At 63.8% G+C, this 16,533-nt stretch carries 13 protein-coding genes; 7 read left to right on the top strand and 6 right to left on the bottom strand.

What is annotated here, in order from left to right:
• Positions 1–57 precede the first annotated feature (57 nt).
• Positions 58–702, top strand: coding sequence for a DUF6134 family protein (locus tag C7435_RS03915; RefSeq protein ID WP_121210133.1), 645 nt, complete (start codon positions 58–60; stop codon positions 700–702).
• Here C7435_RS03915 and C7435_RS03910 read toward each other — a convergent pair.
• Entirely contained in the window at positions 699–2,183 is a 1,485-nt protein-coding gene (locus C7435_RS03910; protein WP_121210132.1) for a cryptochrome/photolyase family protein, read from the bottom strand. The genes C7435_RS03915 and C7435_RS03910 overlap by 4 nt on opposite strands.
• A 130-nt stretch (positions 2,184–2,313) precedes the next feature.
• On the opposite strand from C7435_RS03910, the gene kdsA reads away from it, so the two are divergent.
• On the top strand, positions 2,314–3,162 hold the full coding sequence (gene kdsA, locus C7435_RS03905; RefSeq protein WP_121210131.1) for a 3-deoxy-8-phosphooctulonate synthase: 849 nt from the start codon (positions 2,314–2,316) through the stop codon (positions 3,160–3,162).
• A gap of 13 nt (positions 3,163–3,175) precedes the next feature.
• On the opposite strand, the gene C7435_RS03900 is transcribed toward kdsA, so the two are convergent.
• Positions 3,176–4,378, bottom strand: coding sequence for a DUF3089 domain-containing protein (locus C7435_RS03900; protein ID WP_121210130.1), 1,203 nt, complete (start codon positions 4,376–4,378; stop codon positions 3,176–3,178).
• Positions 4,379–4,536: 158 nt separating this feature from the next.
• On the opposite strand from C7435_RS03900, the gene C7435_RS03895 reads away from it, so the two are divergent.
• Positions 4,537–5,244, top strand: a complete 708-nt coding sequence (locus tag C7435_RS03895; protein ID WP_121210129.1) for a DUF502 domain-containing protein — start codon at positions 4,537–4,539, stop codon at positions 5,242–5,244.
• Here the strand turns inward: C7435_RS03895 and recG are convergent.
• Positions 5,241–7,325: an ATP-dependent DNA helicase RecG gene (gene recG, locus C7435_RS03890; RefSeq protein WP_121210392.1), complete on the bottom strand. Its 2,085-nt coding sequence runs from the start codon at positions 7,323–7,325 to the stop codon at positions 5,241–5,243. The genes C7435_RS03895 and recG overlap by 4 nt on opposite strands.
• Before the next feature lie 76 nt (positions 7,326–7,401).
• On the opposite strand from recG, the gene C7435_RS03885 reads away from it, so the two are divergent.
• Positions 7,402–7,695: an FAD assembly factor SdhE gene (locus C7435_RS03885; RefSeq protein WP_121210128.1), complete on the top strand. Its 294-nt coding sequence runs from the start codon at positions 7,402–7,404 to the stop codon at positions 7,693–7,695.
• Between the two features lie 44 nt (positions 7,696–7,739).
• A complete protein-coding gene (gene mfd, locus C7435_RS03880; protein ID WP_121210391.1) occupies positions 7,740–11,213 on the top strand; it encodes a transcription-repair coupling factor in 3,474 nt (1,157 codons plus the stop codon).
• Positions 11,214–11,236: 23 nt separating this feature from the next.
• On the opposite strand, the gene C7435_RS03875 is transcribed toward mfd, so the two are convergent.
• Positions 11,237–12,553 carry a PleD family two-component system response regulator gene (locus C7435_RS03875; protein WP_075189858.1) on the bottom strand — a complete coding sequence of 439 codons (1,317 nt, stop codon included), beginning with the start codon at positions 12,551–12,553 and terminating at the stop codon, positions 11,237–11,239.
• A 95-nt stretch (positions 12,554–12,648) separates the two neighbouring features.
• Here C7435_RS03875 and C7435_RS03870 point away from each other — a divergent pair, with 95 nt between their 5' ends.
• Positions 12,649–13,740 carry a CaiB/BaiF CoA transferase family protein gene (locus C7435_RS03870; protein ID WP_121210126.1) on the top strand — a complete coding sequence of 364 codons (1,092 nt, stop codon included), beginning with the start codon at positions 12,649–12,651 and terminating at the stop codon, positions 13,738–13,740.
• An 18-nt stretch (positions 13,741–13,758) separates the two neighbouring features.
• Here C7435_RS03870 and C7435_RS03865 read toward each other — a convergent pair whose 3' ends face one another.
• The gene (locus C7435_RS03865) at positions 13,759–14,928 is read right to left on the bottom strand and encodes a pentapeptide repeat-containing protein (protein WP_121210125.1); all 1,170 of its coding nucleotides are present in this window, start codon (positions 14,926–14,928) and stop codon (positions 13,759–13,761) included.
• A 329-nt stretch (positions 14,929–15,257) separates the two neighbouring features.
• Here C7435_RS03865 and C7435_RS03860 point away from each other — a divergent pair, with 329 nt between their 5' ends.
• A complete protein-coding gene (locus tag C7435_RS03860; RefSeq protein ID WP_075189855.1) occupies positions 15,258–15,506 on the top strand; it encodes a hypothetical protein in 249 nt (82 codons plus the stop codon).
• Positions 15,507–15,513: 7 nt separating this feature from the next.
• Here the strand turns inward: C7435_RS03860 and C7435_RS03855 are convergent, their stop codons facing one another.
• The gene (locus C7435_RS03855) at positions 15,514–16,506 is read right to left on the bottom strand and encodes a helix-turn-helix transcriptional regulator (RefSeq protein ID WP_121210124.1); all 993 of its coding nucleotides are present in this window, start codon (positions 16,504–16,506) and stop codon (positions 15,514–15,516) included.
• Positions 16,507–16,533: the final 27 nt, after the last annotated feature.

The raw sequence follows: 16,533 nt of genomic DNA, 5'->3' as shown, positions 1-16,533 counted from the left end.
GGTGAATTAAATGGCAAGCGCTGCGATCCGGATACTGCGCTGAAACGTAGGGATAGCATGACCTTGCCAACACGATTCCGTATCGTCGCGCTCAGCGCCCTCCTGCTTGCCGCCGCGGTGCCTGCCGCCGCGAAGTCGGAGATGCCCCGGGACGTCGTCTTCGACGTCTATCGCAATGGTTCCCTGTTCGGAGAGCATGCCGTGCGGTTCGAGCAATTGCCGGGCGGCGAACTCCAGGTGGATATTGATGTCGAGCTGCGCGTCGGTTTCGGACCTGTGACTGTGTTCCGCTACCAACACGCTGCCGACGAAGTGTGGGCGGACGGCGCGCTCCAAAGCCTTCAGGCATCAACGCTGAAAGACGGGGATCGCGAGCGCTTCACGCTTCGCCGCCGACCGGACGGGCATGTCGATATTGATGGCGACATTGTTGAAGCGCTGCACCCGTCCAGTCACTGGTCCGGCTATACACCGGGCGTGCCGGCGGTCCTGAATACTGAGACCGGGGAGCCGATGCCGGTCGAGATCGAGGACCTCGGTGTCGGGACGGTGACGACTGCGGATGGAGTGATCGAGGCTCGGCATTTGCGCATGACCGGCACGGTTTCGGTCGATCTTTGGTATGACGCCACCGGGCGCTGGGTCGGTTGCGCCTTTACAATCGGTGATCAGGACATTGTCTATCGCCTGCGTGATACCTAGCCATCAATGCCGAGTGCGGTCGCGGCTTCGGCGTCAGCCTTCATGGACTGGTAAGCCTCCAGTGCCTGCTCGCGCCCCAGTTTCAAATCAATGATCGGTTCGGGATAGGTCTTGCCAAGCGTGACGCCAGCCTTGGCAAGCATATCCGTTGATTGATGCCAGGGGGTATGGATGGCCTTGCCGCCGAGATTTGCCAGTTCGGGCACCCAGCGACGGACATAATCGCCGTCGGGGTCAAACTTTTCGCCCTGGGTGACCGGGTTGAAGACACGGAAATAGGGGGCCGCATCAGCACCGGACCCGGCGACCCATTGCCAGCTCGCCGCGTTCACATTGAGGTCGGCATCAACCAGCGTGTCCTCGAACCAGGCCATGCCTTTGCGCCAATGCACGCCGAGGTGTTTGATCAGGAAAGACGCCGTGATCATGCGGGTGCGATTGTGCATCCAGCCGGTGGTCCATAGTTGCCGCATCGCGGCGTCGACCATCGGAATTCCGGTTTGCCCGCGTTTCCACGCGGCCAGGCTGTCCGGGTTTTCGCGCCATGGAAAATAGTCGAACTGGCGGTTGAAGTTGGTGGTGCGGAAATCCCCGAAATGGGTGGCGAGATAGGTCGCGAAATCGCGCCAGCCGATCTCGGCGAGGAGTTTTTCGGCCTGCTGGTACTGCCCGCTGCGCTCGGCATGTCCACGGGCCCGGTGCCACACCGTCCGCGGTGAAATTTCACCCCAGGCCAAGTGCGGTGACAGTCGCGACGTGCCCTCAATGTCGGGACGGTCTCGATGCTCGCGATAGTCGATCAGCCGGTTCGCCAGAAAACTGTCCAGCCGCGCGTTGGCGCCGTCTTCTCCGGGTGTCCAGTCGGCATCAAACCCGGTTGCCCAGTCCGGCGATGTCGGCCGGAGATGCCAGGTGTCCAGCCTGTCACTGACCAGGCGCGGGCCGCCGACAAGCCGGATTGGAGCCGGCAGGGCTTCCCTCGGATCGAGCTCTTTGAGTGCCGCCTTCCAGAAGGGTGTGAAGACCCGATAGGGGGCGCCGGAGCCGTTGAGATGTCTTTGCGGATCGATTAGCGTGCTGGCGCGAAACCCGCGCGCCCTGACGCCCATTCCGGCCAGTTCGCTGGCAAGGCGACAATCGCGGGCGTCGATCTGGGGGATGTCGCTGCGGTTCCAGAACACCTCGCTACAACCCGCCTCTTGGCACAGCGCCGGCAGGACCTGCGACGCCGGCCCCTGGCGCAGGACCAGTTGACCGCCGATGCTTTCGATCGCGTGACCAAGTCGTGTGAGCGAGTGGTGCAGCCACCAGGCCGATGCCGCACCCGGTGCCAGCGCGGTGTCGCTCCCGGTCTCGTGGATATAGACGCAGACAAGCGGTCGCCCGCTCTGCACGGCGGCGTGCAGGGCCGGGTTGTCTGCCAGTCTCAAGTCGCGTCTGAACCAGACGAGAGCTGTGTCGGTGGCGCTCGAACTTGCCATTCCTGTCCTGTCGCTCAATAAGGGCCTTGTCCGGTTACGTCATCGACCCGATATCGGATCACTCCGATACGCATCAGGTCGCAACACGTTCCGGCGAGCGACAGCGTCCGCACCGACAAGGAGACAGAGCGTGAGCCAGGTCAATTCCGTCATTTCCATTCCGCGTCCCGGTCAGGCCCCGATCGAGATTGGCAATGATCGCAAGCTGACGATGATCGCCGGCCCGTGCCAGCTGGAAAGTCGGCAACACGGTCTGGAAGTCTCCGCCCAATTGCGGGAAATCGCGGATCGCCTTGATATCGGGCTGATCTACAAAACCTCTTTCGACAAGGCGAACCGCACCAGTGCCAGTGCCCAGCGCGGGTTGGGCCTGGAAGCCTCTTTGCCAGTCTTCGCGGAAATCCGTGAGACCAGTGGACTGCCGGTGCTGACCGATGTGCACAGCGAAGAGCAGGCCCGGATCGCGGCCGGGGCCGTCGACGTGTTGCAGATCCCGGCCTTCCTGTGTCGCCAGACTGACCTGTTGATCGCTGCCGCCAAGACCGGCAAGCCGATCAACGTCAAAAAGGGTCAATTCCTGGCCCCTTGGGACATGAAAAACGTGATCGAGAAGCTGGCGGCTGCCGGCAATCCCAACATCATGGCCTGTGAGCGCGGGGCCAGCTTTGGCTACAACACGCTGGTGTCCGACATGCGCTCATTGCCGATCATGGCGCAATTCGGTGCGCCGGTAGTTTTCGATGCTACCCATTCGGTTCAACAACCGGGCGGGCAAGGCACCTCATCGGGCGGTCAGCGCGAATTCGTGCCGACGCTGGCGCGGGCGGCGGTTTCGATCGGTGTTGCGGCGGTCTTCATGGAAACCCATCCCGATCCGGACAACGCACCGTCGGACGGCCCCAACATGGTCCCGCTCAATGAGTTCGAAGCGCTGGTGAAGCGCCTTTTGGAATTCGACGCCCTGGCCAAGGGCTACTAGCCGACTTCGGGGATCAGAATTCGCGCCGGTCCGGGATCGGAACCACCGGCGCGTCTTCAACCTCTTCCAGCGTCTCAAGCGGCGGCGCCCAGCGCCGCTCCTCCTGCAGGATGCTGGTCAGGGCAAAGGCCCGGCGGGCCGCATCCAGCCGCAAATCCTCATAGAAAAGATTGAAGGGCGGTTCGCGGAAATCCTCGGCAAGCCGATGGGGGCGTTGCAGGTCACGGTGACGCGGTTCATCGACGAACAGGATACCGTCAGCGCATTGCGCACTCGTCTGCCCGGGTATCGGCGCCGGTGTCGTGTCGGGCGGCAGACCCTCGGCGGCAACGCCGCCGCGATGCTGGCGCGCGGTCGCATACTCGCTGCTTCGTGTGCCGAGAACAGGATTGACGCATAACAGGCCGCGACCTTCCACAAAGGCAAGATCGCCGCTGGGCGTCCAGCTCATTGTCCGTTCGGTCAGGATGCGGATCCGGTCGGTATCGTCCGGCCGGGCATAGGAATAGGCGTGCACGCAGCGTACATCCTCCGCTGTCTCGCAGGGGGGGATGGTCGCCAGCGGGCCCGCGAACAGGTCGAGCGGAACCGGGGTATCAATGACATAGGCCGCCACAAGGCGGGCGCGCAGGGCGGGAGCATCGGCAAACCGATTGAGAAGCAGGCCGAGAACATGAAATCCGCCCTGGCCAACGCCGGCGAGCAAGATCGGCCTGTCATCGCCGACCCGCAGCAGGAAGACATCGAAGGCCTGCTCGACATCGTCATAGGCAAACAGGCGGGCCTGCACGCTGTCCTCGCGATTATTCATGAAGGCATAGAGCGAGGCCTGGCGGTAGCGCGGCACGTAAAGCGTGCCTGATCGGGCGAAGGGCGCGGCGTAGTTGGGCAGGGCGATGTCGATTACGGCCTGGTTGGCGCTCTCCTTGTCGAGTTGCGCATTCCAGTTGGCGCCGCCGGAATAGGTGGTCGGATGCACAAAGAACACCGCCGCCTCTTCATCGTCGTCCGGCACGCTGAGCGCGTACCAGGCATTGGCATTGGCGTAATCGGCACCGGTTGGCGGCGTATAGGTCTGGAAGGGTTCGCCCGGGTCCTGGAAGGTCTGGAAGATCTGGTCACGCAGGAACCAGCTCGCCAGCGCTGCGATGACCAGGACGCCGGCGGTTCCGGCGAGGACCATCCAGCGCGCGATCGTGATCGGATTCGCGAGCATGTGCTTGGTATTCCCCTGTTACTCAACGCATCGTGCGAACATTGTGTCGGGCGATTGGCGACCCATTTGCCTTACCCTATGCTGACCCGGCTGCCGGGGGGTAGTGTTTACGCTGGCCCGGGTGTTATCCGGCCGGAAGTCATCAGGACGGGAGCGCCATGTTTCGCTGGCTTCGCAATAGTTTCCTCACAGGCATTGTCATCGCCACCCCGCTGGGCGTGACCTTCTACCTCATCGTGTCATTCGTCGGCTTCGTCGACAATGTGGTCAAGCCCCTGATCCCGGCGCGCTACAATCCCGAGACCTATCTGCCGGCCGATTTCACCATCCCCGGACTGGGTGTGTTGATCGCCGTCCTGCTGCTGACCGCGCTGGGCGCCCTGGCTGCCAATATCTTCGGGCGGACATTGATCGGCATCGGTGATCGCATCCTCAATGGCGTGCCGCTGGTGCGCAATGTTTATGGCGCACTGAAACAGATCATGGAGACGGTCTTTTCCGGCAAGGCCAATTCCTTCAAGGAAGTGGTGCTGATCGAATACCCGATGAAGGGGCTTTATGTGGTCGCATTCGTCTCGGCTCAGGGCCAGGGCGACCTCAAGCGCAAGATCAGTGATGATGTCGTGGCGCTTTTTGTGCCCACCACCCCCAACCCGACCTCGGGTTTCCTGCTCTACACCCCGCGCTCCAATACGATCCATGTTGACATGTCGGTCGAGGAGGCGGCCAAGCTGATCATCTCTTTCGGGATGGTCACACCGGACAAGCTGCCGGACGAGGTCAAGGCCAAGCTGCCGGCCGGTGTCGCTGATGCGGTCGACCTGGTCGAGCCGGTCGATACCCCCAAATCCGACAAGCCCGACTAGCCCGAGCGCAGGAAACGTACGCCCTGGTCATGGTCGAACAGGTAGAGCAGGGTGCGCAGGGCATCTCCCTGCTCACCAGCGAGTTCCGGGTCCTGATGGACAATCAGGCGGGCATGGTCATTGGCGAGCTCGATCAGCTCTGAATGGGCCTCCAGATCGGCGAGCCGGAATTGCGGCAACCCGCTCTGGCGCAGGCCGAGCGGGTCGCCGGCACCGCGCAGGCGCCAGTCTTCCTCCGCGATTTTGAACCCATCATCGGTCTCGCGCATCATTTCCAGGCGGGCGCGGGCCGTGTCGCCCAGCGGCCCCTTGTAGAGCAGCAGGCAGGAGGATGGCTTGTCACCGCGCCCGACCCGGCCGCGCAGCTGGTGCAATTGGGCCAGGCCGAAACGCTCGGCATGTTCAATGATCATCACGGTCGCGTCCGGGGCATCAACGCCGACTTCGATCACGGTGGTCGCGACCAACACATCCATTTCGCCAGCCCGGAAACGCGTCGCGATATCTTCCTTCTCAGCCGGCTTCATGCGTCCGTGCAACAGGCCGACACGCTCATCGCCCAGCGCCGCGCGCAGATGGCGCCAGCGGTCCTCGGCAGCGGAGAGTTCTGACATCTCGCTTTCTTCGACCAGCGGGCAGACCCAATAGACCCGGTCGCCGCGGCCGATCGCCCGACGCACGCCCTCAACCACCTCGTCAAGCCGATCCATCGAGGCCAGCCGTGTCTCTGGCGGAATCCGACCGGCCGGTTTCTCGTCCAACCGCGATACATCGAGATCGCCATAAACCGACAGGGACAATGTGCGCGGGATCGGCGTCGCCGTCATGACCAGCGTATCCGGCCGGTGCCCCTTCGATGTCAGGCGCATCCGGTCCGACACGCCGAAACGGTGCTGCTCATCGATCACCACCAGGCCGAGATCGGCGAACTCGATCCCGTCCTGGAACAGGGCATGCGTGCCGCATACGACATTGACGCTGCCGGCGACCATGCGTTCAAGGATGGCGGCACGCGCCTTGCCCTTGTCGCGGCCGGTCAGGGCGGTCACGGAAATGCCTGCGGGTTCCAGTATTTGCGACAATGTTTTCGCGTGCTGCCTCGCAAGAATTTCGGTCGGCGCCATGATCGCCGTCTGAACGCCGGCCTCGGCGGCATGGGCGGCGGCGAGGGCGGCGACGAAGGTCTTGCCGGCGCCGACATCGCCATGAAGAAGCCGGGTCATGCGAGCATCTGAGCGCAGGTCGCCGCGAATGTCCTCGAAAGCCCGCAGCTGGGCGCCGGTCGGTTTGAACGGCGCCTTGGCGAGCACAGTTTTGACGCGCGTGCCGTCAGCTTCCAGCGCCCGGCCAGGCTGGGCCCGACGCCGGGCGCGGACGATCTGCAGGGCCAACTGGCGAGCAAATATCTCATCGAAGGCCAGCCGTTCGCGCTCGGGCCTGTCTGGGGCCAGCGACACCGCGCCTTCCGGCGCGTGCAGTGCTTTCATCGCCGCCTTGAAGTCCGGCCAACCATGTTCGCCGCGCACATCCCCGGGGATCCATTCCGGCAATACCGGCAGGAAAGTCAGCGCCCCTTCGACCGCGCGTCGCATGACTTTGGCACTGAGGCCTGCTGTCAGCGGATAGACCGGCTCGATCAGCGCCATCTCGCTGGCTTCGTCCTCGCTGGCGACGAGGTCGGGGTGCACGATCTGGATCTCCGACCCGAAGCGTTCGAGCTTGCCCGAGACCACCCGGGTCTCGCCCTCGGGCAGGAGTTTGGCGAGATAGTCTTTGCGGGCGTGGAAAAAGATCAGGTGCAAAAAGCCGGTCTCATCACGCATCCGCACCTTGTAGGGCTGTCCCTGGCGCTGGGCCGGGATATGCGTTTCGACAACGGCCGTAAGGGTCACGATCTCGCCAGTCGGTGAGTTGGCGATCTCGACCCGGCGGCTGCGATCGACAACGCCCGTCGGTGGTGTGAACAGGATATCGCGGATACGACCGCCACAGACTTTTTCCACCAGCGTTGCCAGACGCGGGCCGATGCCGGGCAGTTTGGTGACATCCTGGAAGAGCGGAAAGAGAATCTCGGGGCGCATGGCATGCACCTTATCGGCAAGTTGTGCGGCTGCCACCGGTCGACGGCGGCGATGCGGCGGACTATATGCCCCGGTCATGACCGATGACATCGAAACCCAACGCAAAAAACTGCGCATTCGCGCCTGGCGCCGCGGCTTCAAGGAGGCTGACCTGATTCTCGGACGGTTTGCCGATGTGCATCTCGACGGGCTGTCGCCGGCATCGCTCGACGCGTTCGAAATCCTGCTCGACGAAAATGACGCCGATATCTATGCCTGGATCATCGGCAAGGCCGCAACGCCGGACCGGTTCGACACGCCGGTCATGGACGCGTTGAAAGGGTTTCGTGTTGATGCCGACGCCGCTTTCGGTGACGGACCGAAGGAATAGGCATTGTGAGCGACACAACGACGACCGGCTTGTCCGAAATTGAGATGGTGGCAGCTGTGCGCGGTCAAGCGACCGTGTGCGGGGCGCCGGAAGGTCTGGACGCGCTTGTCTTCGCAGACACGGCACGCCTGCGCGGCGGTGTGAATGTGTTCATTGCGCGCGATGATTCCCGGGCTGCCGCCTTCGTCTCGGCGCTGCAATTTTTCGCGCCGGACACCGAATTGCTGCGCCTGCCGGCTTGGGACTGCCAGCCCTATGACCGGATTTCGCCGAGTCCGCGTGTTGCCGCCCGCCGAGCGGCGACGCTGGCGCGTTTGGCGTCGGGTACACTGCCGGACACCGTGCTCGTCGTCACCACGGTCAATGCGATGGCCCAGCGCGTACCGCCGCGGGCCGTGCTGCAGGAGGTTGGTATCGCCGTTCGCCCTGGCGGTAGTGTCGACCTGGACGCGCTGATCCACCATTTCACCGTCAATGGCTATGCCCGCGCCGCGACGGTGATGGAGCCAGGTGATTTCGCCGTGCGCGGCGGCGTCGTGGATGTTTATCCGCCTGGCGCCGCAGAGCCGGTCCGGCTGGATTTCTTTGGCGATACGCTGGAATCGATCCGGGCTTTCGATCCCGAGACCCAGCGCTCGCTGCGCCAGCTCAAATCGATTGATTTCACGCCGGTCAGCGAAGTGCTTCTGGACGAAGCGAGTATTTCGCGTTTCCGCTCGGGTTTTGTGAAGACATTTGGCGCCGTGCGGGGCGGCGATCCGGTCTATGAGGCTGTCAGCGCTGGCGCCCGTCCGGCCGGGGTCGAACACTGGATGCCGCTATTCTATGACCAGCTCGACACGCCCTTCGATTATCTGCCGGACAACAGCCTGATCGCCATTGACCATCTGGCCGATGAAGCGTTGGACGAGCGTTTGAGTCAGGTCTCCGACTATTACGATGCGCGAATTGCGGCCGGCGAGAGCAAGCATGAAACCGCGCTGTCGGCGCCGACCTATCGCGCCCTGCCAGCCAAGGCGCTCTATTTCGCACCGCAGGACTGGGATGCGGCCCTCAAGGAGCGCCCGGTTCGTCGCTATACGGCCTTCCGCGAGCCCGGCGGCCAGACCATTGATATTGGCGGCAAGCAGGGCCGCGGCTTCACGGCCGAACGGGCGGCCGAGAATACCAATGTGTTCGACGCCGTCGCCTCGCATATCAAAGCGCTGACGGCGGATGGCAAGACCGTCATGCTGGCGTCGTGGACGGGCGGGGCTTCAGAGCGCCTGGCCAGCGTGCTGCACGATCACGGCATCGCGCGCATCCCGCTTGTCGACAATTGGCGCGATGTCGCGTCCGGCGGGAAGGGCGGTGTGTGCCGTGCCGTGCTGCCGCTCGAGCGTGGCTTCGAGACCGGCACGCTGGCAGTGCTGTCCGAGCAGGACATTCTCGGCGACCGCCTTGCGCGCCCCCGCAAGAAACGCAAATCAGCCGATATCATCGTTGAGGCCGGGTCGCTGTCGCCGGGCGATCTGGTTATCCATGCCGATCATGGTCTGGGCCGTTTTCTCGGCCTGAAGACCTTGCCGGTGCAGGACGCGCCGCATGACTGTATCGAGCTGGAATATGCCGGTGCGGCCAAGCTCTATCTGCCGGTCGAAAATATCGAGCTGTTGTCGCGCTATGGCGCCGAGTCGGAAACGGCCCAGCTCGACAAGCTGGGCGGGGTCGCCTGGCAGGCGCGCAAGGCCAAGGCCAAGAAGCGCCTGCGTGACATGGCGGATCAGCTCATCAAGATCGCGGCCCAGCGCCTTGCCCGCACCGCCGATCCGATCGAGCCGGCCTCCGGCGTGTTCGATGAGTTCTGTGCCGCCTTCCCCTATCCGGAGACCGACGACCAGCTCAATGCCATCGATGATGTCCTGACCGATCTTGGCAGGGGCCGGCCGATGGACCGGCTGATCTGCGGTGATGTCGGTTTCGGCAAGACCGAAGTCGCGCTGCGCGCCGCCTTCGTGGTCGCCCTGAGTGGGCAGCAGGTCGCGGTCGTGGCCCCGACGACACTGTTGGCGCGTCAGCATTTCAAGACCTTCTCCGATCGCTTCCGGGGCTGGCCGGTCAAGGTCCGGCTGTTGTCGCGCCTGGTGACGGCCAAGGAAGCCAAGGCAACGCGGGACGAGTTGGCGGCCGGCAAGGTCGAAATCGTCATCGGCACCCATGCGCTGCTAGCCAAGACGGTGAAATTCGCGGATCTGGGTCTTCTGGTTGTCGACGAGGAGCAGCATTTCGGGGTCAAGCACAAGGAAAGGCTGAAGGAATTGCGTTCGGACGTGCACGTTCTCACGCTGACCGCGACACCGATCCCGCGCACGCTGCAACTCGCGCTGACCGGCATTCGGGACCTCTCCATCATCGCCACCCCGCCGGTCGATCGACTGGCTGTGCGCACCTATGTTGCGCCCTTTGACCCGGTCAGCGTGCGCGAAGCCCTGCTGCGCGAGAAATATCGCGGTGGGCAGGCCTTTTTCGTCGTGCCCCGCATCAGCGATCTGGAAGAGACTGTACGCTTCCTGACAGACAGTGTGCCGGAGATCAGTTTCGTGGCGGCGCACGGACAGATGGCGGCCTCCCAGCTCGAAGACATCATGACCGCCTTCTATGAGGGCCGGTATGATGTTCTGCTGTCGACCACGATCATTGAATCGGGAATCGACATCCCGACCGCCAATACGCTGATCGTGCACCGCGCCGACCGGTTCGGCCTGTCCCAGCTTTACCAGCTGCGCGGACGGGTGGGGCGGTCCAAGACGCGCGCCTATGCGTATCTGACAACGCCGATGCGCCAGAAGATCACCGAGAGCGCGGAAAAGCGGCTGAAAGTGATGCAGTCGCTCGATTCACTTGGCGCCGGCTTTACCCTGGCCTCCCACGATCTCGATCTGCGCGGCGGTGGCAATCTGCTCGGCGAAGAACAGTCCGGGCATATCAAGGATGTCGGCGTCGAGCTCTATCAGTCGATGCTGGAAGAAGCCGTCGCCTCGCTGCGCTCGGGCGGTGATGAGAGCGATGAAGGAGACTGGTCGCCACAGATCAATGCTGGTGGTGCGGTCCTCATTCCGGATCACTACGTCCCCGATCTCGACGTGCGCCTGCAGCTTTATCGCCGCCTGTCCTCGCTGGACGAAAAAGCCGAGCGTGAGGGCTATGCGGCCGAGCTGATCGACCGTTTCGGACCCTTGCCGCGAGAGGTGGAAACCTTGCTGCGGGTGGTGGCCGTCAAGGCCTTGTGCAAAAAGGCCGGAATTGAAAAGGTCGATGCCGGACCCAAGGGGGCTGTCATCCATTTCCGCAATGACCGTTTTGCCGATCCGGCCGGCCTGATCGCCCATATTTCCGCCAATCCGGCCCTGTTCAAGGTGCGTCCTGACCACAAGCTGGTGCTGCGGGCGGAATGGGATGAACCGGAGGATCGCCTGCGCGCGATCGAGCGGGCCATGGCGCCGCTTGCGGAGCTGGCGACCAAGGCAAAGCAGGCCTAAGCCCCCATCAACGCGCGGAGGTATCAGGCGCTGGCGATGATCGGGCGCGGCCGGACCAGGCTGGCCAGCGCACGTTCAACCAGGGCGTCTGCGGTTTCACCGGGCCGGGTCTGGACCGGTGCGGCCCGGACGCTGAGCCGGAAGGGACGCAGCGGATCATCACTCTCAAACGCGGTGCATTCGGCGATTGCGGCAACGCGTGCGGCGACACAATCAATACCTGCCGGATCGGTAAAGGGCAGGACGGCGAGGAAGACATCATCCTCAAACCGGGCCGCCGCATCTTCGGTCCGCAGCAAGTGGCGCAGCATGGCGGCAAACTGGCGGCGCGCCTTCTCGGCGGAGACGTCGTCTGGACGTTCGCTGCCCTCGGGCAACAGGGTCTGCAACGCGATCAACGAGAAATGCAGCTGGTCGCGGCCGGTCTCGTTCAGCAGGTCCTGGATGTGTGAAACGAGGTAGGCCGGGTGAAACAGGCCGGTCTCGATGTCGAGCGAACGGGTGTCGCGGCACGATTCCAGGATCGCCTTGGCTTCGCGTCGGCGGCGACGTTCGGCGGTCAGGGTCAGGACTCGTTCGCGCAACTCGTCATCATCGGTGCGCGGCGGCAGGAGATCAGACACGCCGCGGGCAAAGGCTTCTTCCGCGGCGCCAGGGTCAACATCGTCGGTCAACAACAATACGGGCGTATGATAAAGCCGCGCATTGCGACGCATTGCCGACGAGATCGTGAAAGCAATGTCGCGCTTGCCGGCGGCATTGAGAACCACCGCATCGAAAGCGCGCTCGTGCAGGTAGTCGAAGGCGGAATAGGACGAGAACGCGGCGATCACCTCGGCATCGACCGAGGCGAGTGTGTGCTGCAGGGCCATGAAACGCGGCGAAGCGTCACCGACATAAAGCACGCAGGGCGGTTGGTCCTGACGTTCGACAAGACCCGGTTTCTGCCCGTAGAGCGCGCTGACCTCGGTGCGCCGGCGAGCGATGATTTCCATGGTGTGCAGGCGGAAAAGGGCGCGGATGCGGGCGGCAATCTGTACCGCCGATGCCGGTTCACGGATCCAGGCATCGACCAAGTCGGTCGGTCCATAACTGTCAGGCCCGACCACGAGCAGCGGCCGTTCGCCCGGTGCAAAACGCTGGAAGGCCTTCATGCCGTCTTCGACATCGCGGTCGCATTCGGCGAGCACAACGCCGACGGCCCAGTAATGATGGCGGCGTGCCGGCGGACTGTCAGCGCGGACGAGACGACAATTCAGCGCGAGGCGCCCGAGCTTTTCAGCCAAGGCCTCCACGCGGTCGGACAAGCCAAATACAAGGACGTCGAGTTCGCGTCCCATTCGTCCCCCAGCCATCGTCCCCGGTCCTCCGGTGTTTCGCGAGTTTGTCACAAGTGCCACGCTTTCAAAACAATCGATTCGAGAGGTGAAGCCCCATGAAAGCCCAAGGTCCTCTAAAAGGCGTTAAAGTGGTGGAGTTTGTTGGTCTGGGTCCGGCTCCCTTCTGCGCCATGATGCTGTCGGACATGGGCGCGGACGTGGTGCGGATTGACCGCCCGGGCGCGCTTGGGCTGGGCGCGGCGGACGTGCTGGGCCGGGGGCGGCGCTCGGTCGCGCTCGATCTCAAGAGCGAGGCCGAACTCGAAATCGCGCTGCGTCTGATCGCATCGGCGGATATTCTGTTGGAGGGATACCGACCCGGCGTGATGGAGCGCCTGGGCCTTGGACCGGATGTCGCCTTGGCGCGTAATCCGGCATTGGTCTATGGGCGGATGACCGGTTGGGGCCAGTTCGGCCCGCTGGCTCATGCCGCCGGCCATGACCTCAATTATATCGCCCTGACCGGAGCTTTGGGGTCCATCGGGGACACCGACAAGCCGACCATTCCGCTCAATCTTGTGGGCGATTTCGGTGGCGGGGCGATGTATCTGGGCTTTGGCGTGCTCGCCGCCATGCACCATGCCCGCGCGACGGGCGAGGGCCAGGTTGTGGACGCCGCAATCGTCGACGGGGCGGCGTCCCTCATGGCCTCGCAGCACCAGCTGGCTGCGCTTGGCCTGTGGTCCCGCGATCGCGGCACCAATCTGCTCGACGGTGCCGCGCACTTCTACACGGTCTATGAGTGCGCCGATGGCGGTTTCATCTCGGTCGGCCCGCTCGAGCCGGAATTCTATACGTTGCTGTGCGAGAAGACGGGCTTTGACGGCGGCAAATGGCCAGCCGATTGGAGCGGCAAGGGCTGGCCCGAGGCAAAGGCCGAACTGGCGGCCCTGTTCAAGAGCCAATCCCGCGATCACTGGTGCGACTTGCTCGAAGGAAGCGATGCCTGTTTTGCGCCGGTTCTGGACTTTGAGGAGTCGGCCACGCATCCACACATGGTGGAACGCGGTGTCTATGTCGAGCTGGACGGGGTTCGCCAGGCGGCCCCGGCGCCGCGCTTTTCACGCACGCCCGGTGCGATCCAGGGACAGGCGCCGACGCCCGGCGCCGACCATGAGGCCGTCTTGGCCGACTGGCTGGATGATTGACGGCTAACCCTGACCCGTTCAGGTGCGGGCATGGGCCGTGTCGCAGCCTGTTGTGCGGGCCTTCGACAGATCGCAATCGCGCAGGTCCGCAAAGCGCAGACGAGCGTCCATCAGATTGACTGGCAGCTCGCGTCCACCACCCAGCGTGAGCGGGTCGAGACAGGCACCGCGCAAATCGGCATGCGCGAGATTGGCGCCGGCCAAGTCTGCGCCGCGCAGGTCGGTTTGGCGCAAGTCACAACGGCGCAGATCGGCCCCGGTCAGGCGCGCGCCCTGCAGCTCGGCGCCGCGCAGGTCAAGCCCGCTCAGATTGGCCTGTACCGCCTGCAGCGCCGTGAGCGACGCCCCGGTGAGCCCTGCGACAGCACGCAGATCGCAACCGTCCAGCCGGGCCGGACTGCCTTCCTTGCCGCCGGTCCGGACACGTTTGATATGATCATCAATGCGCTGTTGCGGCGTGCGACTGTCACTGTCGGGCGGCAGGTCCGGCAATTGGCGTTTGTCGGGCAGGGCGCCGGTCAGCATGCCCTTGGTGGTCGCCATCGCCATGTCGGCTTCGGTCTCGGCGACGCCCCGAAAATCGGCGTTGGAGAGATTGGCACTGCCAAAGCTGGTGGTGGCGATCAGGGCGCCGGCAAAGACCGCGCCTTCCAGATCGGCCCGATGAAAGCGGGTGCCGGCCAGGCTGGTTTCGTCGAATTGGGTGCCACGGGCGCTGACGCCCGCAAGGCGGGCACCATCAAGGACCGAGCCGGACAGGCTGGCGGCATCCAGCCGCGTTGCTTGGCTGGCCGATGCTGAGCGGCTGACGCCCGGCGATCCCGGTCGGGCCAATTCACGGAAATCCGCACCGCTGCACTGGCTCGCCGTCAGGTCAGCGCCGGTAAAGTCGCAGCCGCGCAGGTCCGCACCGTCCAGCTGGCACCGGGCCAGATTGGCACCATCGAGACGGGCGCCGGCCAGTCGGGCGCCACGCAGGTCCGCTGCGCTCAGATCACAGCCCGTCATCACACAATCACGCAGATCCGCATCAGACAGGTTTCGACCAGTCAGCGACAATCCGGTCAGGACCTGACCGGCCAAGCGCGCCAATTGCCCGCCCGGCTTTCCGGCGAGCAGGCGTTCATGGGCCTCGCAGATCCGGTCAAGCGCGATCTGGTCGATGGAAGAAACAGCGGGCTGGGGCAAGCGCGGGTCCGGTCTGGCAGTCTGGAGTCGGGGAGTAGCCGGGACAGGTTAGACGATGGATAGCCGTTCAGGAAAGCGTTCATGTCGGGTTCAGGGGGCGTGCGTCATCTTCATCCTCGAGATCAGCGGACAATCTTTTTAGTCCCTCGCTCGTTCGCTGAACTCGGTATCGTAAAGATAGCCCCCGAAACGCCGATCACCCCCAATGATCGGCGTTTCTTCTTTGTGGGCGCCTGAAATGACAGGCCCCGGAAGGGGTGACAGGTTTTGTCTGGCACCCCTGTCATTGTGATCCTCAACGAAGCGAATGCACGTATGGAGAGATCACAATGGCTATCGCGATCAATGCTTATGTCGAAGGTGTCAGCGGTTTGCGCAATGTGGTGCCGCACCGTTTCCGCGATGGTTTTTACCGCATGCAGCGTCCCGGTGACGAGATCGACTGTTTGCACGTCGAAGATCTGCGCTCGGTCTGCCGCTATCTGAACAAGGGCTATCAGCTGGCCATGAGCACGTCGGACGGCCATTCCATGCCGTCCTGGCAGCCGGCGGAAACCGTGCGGATCGCGATCCGCTAGTTTTCCGTCATGGCAAGCCGGGAAAATCGCTGCGGCGGTGATCGCGGACCATCTCGGCCAGTTCCGGTGGGGCAAGCACTTCAACCTGGTCGCCCCACGCATAAAGATGCCAGCACATTTCCAGCCAGCCGCAGGCCTCAAAACGCACTGTGAGCGCCCCGTCTTCACCGGTTTGGCTGGTCTGGCCAGGATGGAAGCGATATCGCGCCGCATGTGGTGCCGCGTCCGGGCTGAATTTCCACACCACTTCGCCGAATTCACGCTCATCCTGGAAGACACCAAAGGCGCGATTGGCATAGGCGTCGAAATCAAATCCGTCCTCGCGGGCGAACCAGTCGGCTGTGGCTTCGGCCTGCTCGATGTCCTCGACGCGGAAGTGCCGCATATGGCCGTCCGTCCGGTCGCGGTCGCGACCGACCAGGTAGCGCCGGGCGCCGAGCAGCAGCCCATAGGGTTCGATCCAGCGGTCCCGCGCCGTCTCATCGCGGCGGCCGCGATAGCGGATTTTCAGCACGAAGGGGCCTTTGAGGGCGTCGGCGATCGCGGCATCGACTTGCGGATCCGACGCGGGTTGTGGTCCGGGGCGGGCGGCATGCCCCATGGCTTCCAGCAAGGCTTCCTCATCGGCCTCGACCCGGGCCCGGCCACGGTCCGGCATCAATAGATCAATCTTCGAACGCAGGCTGCGCAACTGGCCGGCCTCACGGCCAAGACCGTCGCGCTGAAGTGTCGAGAGCGCCAGTTCCAGTGCCGCAACTTCATCGGCCTGCGGCGCAAAAAACTCGCCGACCCGGCGACGCGGCACCCGCCAGCGCTTGATTCCCTCGCCATCGACATGGTCTTCGGTGTCCGGAAATACCTGTTCCAACGCCTGGGTCATGCGCTGTGCCGTGCGGCGGACGCAGCCAAATTCAGCCTCGATCTCGCTCAACGAAATGCCATTAAAGCTGGTCGCGAGGCGGGCCAGCCGGAGCAGGTCAACGGCTTTGGAAAATGACATCTCGACGTCCTGACTACCGGTCTGATT

The organism is Maricaulis maris (assembly GCF_003634045.1).
Taxonomy (GTDB): Bacteria; Pseudomonadota; Alphaproteobacteria; order Caulobacterales; family Maricaulaceae; genus Maricaulis; species Maricaulis maris.
The sequence above is the reverse complement of the archived record's forward strand: the minus strand, read 5'-3'. Positions and strand labels throughout refer to the sequence as shown.

Coding starts and splice junctions, on each gene's coding strand:
- recG (WP_121210392.1), bottom strand. CDS start 7,325: ATGCGCCCCGAGATTCTCTTTCCGCTCTTCCAGGATGTCACCAAACTG.
- C7435_RS03885 (WP_121210128.1), top strand. CDS start 7,402: ATGACCGATGACATCGAAACCCAACGCAAAAAACTGCGCATTCGCGCC.
- C7435_RS03860 (WP_075189855.1), top strand. CDS start 15,258: ATGGCTATCGCGATCAATGCTTATGTCGAAGGTGTCAGCGGTTTGCGC.
- mfd (WP_121210391.1), top strand. CDS start 7,740: ATGGTGGCAGCTGTGCGCGGTCAAGCGACCGTGTGCGGGGCGCCGGAA.
- C7435_RS03915 (WP_121210133.1), top strand. CDS start 58: ATGACCTTGCCAACACGATTCCGTATCGTCGCGCTCAGCGCCCTCCTG.
- C7435_RS03895 (WP_121210129.1), top strand. CDS start 4,537: ATGTTTCGCTGGCTTCGCAATAGTTTCCTCACAGGCATTGTCATCGCC.
- C7435_RS03855 (WP_121210124.1), bottom strand. CDS start 16,506: ATGTCATTTTCCAAAGCCGTTGACCTGCTCCGGCTGGCCCGCCTCGCG.
- C7435_RS03870 (WP_121210126.1), top strand. CDS start 12,649: ATGAAAGCCCAAGGTCCTCTAAAAGGCGTTAAAGTGGTGGAGTTTGTT.
- C7435_RS03900 (WP_121210130.1), bottom strand. CDS start 4,378: ATGCTCGCGAATCCGATCACGATCGCGCGCTGGATGGTCCTCGCCGGA.
- C7435_RS03910 (WP_121210132.1), bottom strand. CDS start 2,183: ATGGCAAGTTCGAGCGCCACCGACACAGCTCTCGTCTGGTTCAGACGC.
- C7435_RS03875 (WP_075189858.1), bottom strand. CDS start 12,553: ATGGGACGCGAACTCGACGTCCTTGTATTTGGCTTGTCCGACCGCGTG.